Genomic DNA, 2,271 nt, shown 5'->3' with positions numbered 1-2,271 from the left:
GCGCACTTCGCTGATTAAGAGTTTCTTCCGCATGTCAGATACAAAGTATATTTTGGCAAGTTCAAAAATAGACTGCCAATACTTTCGGAACGATTAATAACAGCTCTAAGCAAGGGCAACGGTGGAGTATTTCCTTTTGAACGTGTGTACCAAATAATTGATGGAAGGACGGAGGTCAAAGCCCATGGCCCAAAGGAAATGCCTATCTGGGGCAGCGTATATATTGCTGCGTCAGTGAAAACACATGGACCATTTTTTGGTGAGTGGTATGGAGAGGATGTGGCTAATGCCCGCGTCCTGGCCTTGATCGATTATCTTCACAAGCTGCAAGAAAAATAGAATTCAGAGAAATTACAATTCTATTCGCGGTATAGAAAGCCAAATAAGGCACAAACGGAGGCGAAAAGCCGCTTGTATTCTTCAAGCGGCTTTGTTTTTTGTACGGCAGAATTGGGTCGTATGCTGCCTGAAAATAGTGAGGGATAGGAATTTTCTTTCGCTACGCGAAGCCGATTTAACAGCGTTGCTCACTGCTCACCCCTGATTCCTTCTCCTCGCCGCTTCCACATATGCTTCAGGTTTATTATGTCCATCCCTAACCCCCAGTGCCAACCGCCAACCCACCCGTTTACAGCCATTTATGGGCTGAATTAATAGATCCAAAAAAACGGCAACACTCCAGCCCACCCTTCTCAGGCAATAGGCCGCAACGGCTCATATGTTAACTCATAGCTCAGAGGGATCTGGCTACCCGCCCTCCCACGACGGAGCAAGGCATTGCTGGAGGTCTTTGTGCTCATCGTGGTGATGCTGATGCTGTTTTTACTGAACGTCCGCGCCACCTTTCTGGTACTGATTTCGGCGCCCATCCCAATTGGGCCATGGCCATCAGTGCCAGGCCAATGGAACGTGTCGGCCAACCTCATGTCGCTGGGTGATCTGGCCATTGGCATTGGCATTGGCATTGGCATTGGCATTGGCATTGGCATTGGCATTGGCATTGGCATTGGCATTGGCATTGGCATTGGCATTGGCATGATGGTGCATGGCTCGGTGGTGATGATGGAACATATGTTCATCTCACCTGACACAACCCGATGCGCAACAACATCATCATGCCCAATAGGAATTAGCGTCCGGTGATGAGCATCCCTGCGATGCCGGCAGCGATGGTCTGGGTAGTGACAGCAGATGTGGCACAAGTGGCCATCGAGTCCGGCCACCACAGATTCGTCGCGATGATGTACAACGACGCGTCGTCATTCAAGCCAACATCGAGGGGCGTGACATGGGCGGCCTGGTGAAAGAGCTGCGTGAACGTATCGATAGCGAGATCAACATGCCCGCCGGCTACACCGTGGTGTTCGGCGGTCAGTTCGAAAACCAGCAACAGACCGGGCATGCTTGATGGTGGTGGTACCGCTATCGCTGGCGCTGATCGACGGCATTGCCGCGCTGTATATCTCTGGCCAGTACCTGTCGGTGCTCGGCTCCATCGGCTTTATCGCCCTGTTCGGTGTCGCAGTGCTGAATGGCATAATGATGCTCAACGCCATCAACCAGTGTCTGCTGGGCGGTGGTAGCGCCCATGAAGCCGTGTTTGAGGGTGCCCTGTCGCGTCTGCGGCCGGTGTTGATGACCGCCTCCATCGCAGCCCTGGGCTTAATCCCCATGCTGCGGGCAACGGGTTGTCGGCTCCGAGGTGCAACGGCCACTGGCTACCGTGGTGCTGGGCGGTCTGGCCTCCAGCACCCTGCTGGCCCTGCTGGCCCTGCTGGCCCTGTTGGTGCTGTATGGGGTGTTTTCCCGCGCCGCGTACTATTCGAAAGATAAGGAGAATTAGCGCTACCCTATAAGTAACATGGGAGGATCAATGCATTCAGCAAGGAGCCCCCGGTGGATCACGATCACCAGCATCATGATGTGGAGACAATGGGCGACCGTCGTTTGGCGATCGCCATCGCCTTTAATATGCTGCTGACGCTGGCACAAGTGACCGGAGGCGTGATCTCGGGCAGCCTGGCGCTGATCGCTGACGCACTGCACAATTTCAGCGATGCCAGCTCACTGCTCATCGCCTGGGTGGCGCGTAAAATTGGTCGGCAACCCGCAGACCATTTCAAGACCTTTGGTTACAAACGAGCCGAGGTGATCGCCGCACTCATCAATCTGGTATTAATCGTTCCGAAAGTATTGGCAGTCTATTTTTGAACTTGCCAAAATATACTTTGTATCTGACATGCGGAAGAAACTCTTAATCAGCGAAGTGCG

Annotated in this window: 1 protein-coding gene and 2 pseudogenes; all 3 read left to right on the top strand. The window is 53.1% G+C overall.

The genetic code is table 11. The annotated features are described in order from the left end of the window. The first annotated feature begins 777 nt into the window (after positions 1 to 777). Complete coding sequence (locus Ga0074115_RS16405) at positions 778 to 1,143, top strand: hypothetical protein (protein WP_232433159.1); 366 nt, start codon at positions 778 to 780, stop codon at positions 1,141 to 1,143. A gap of 32 nt (positions 1,144 to 1,175) precedes the next feature. Beyond that, positions 1,176 to 1,843, top strand: a pseudogene (locus Ga0074115_RS16040) (efflux RND transporter permease subunit); the annotation flags it as partial. An 89-nt stretch (positions 1,844 to 1,932) separates the two neighbouring features. Continuing rightward, positions 1,933 to 2,184: pseudogene (locus Ga0074115_RS15420) on the top strand (cation diffusion facilitator family transporter); the annotation flags it as partial. Positions 2,185 to 2,271 lie beyond the last annotated feature (87 nt).

The organism is endosymbiont of Ridgeia piscesae, from assembly GCF_001443665.1.
GTDB classification, from domain to species: Bacteria; Pseudomonadota; Gammaproteobacteria; order Chromatiales; family Chromatiaceae; genus Endoriftia; species Endoriftia persephonae.
The sequence above is the reverse complement of the archived record's forward strand: the minus strand, read 5'-3'. Positions and strand labels throughout refer to the sequence as shown.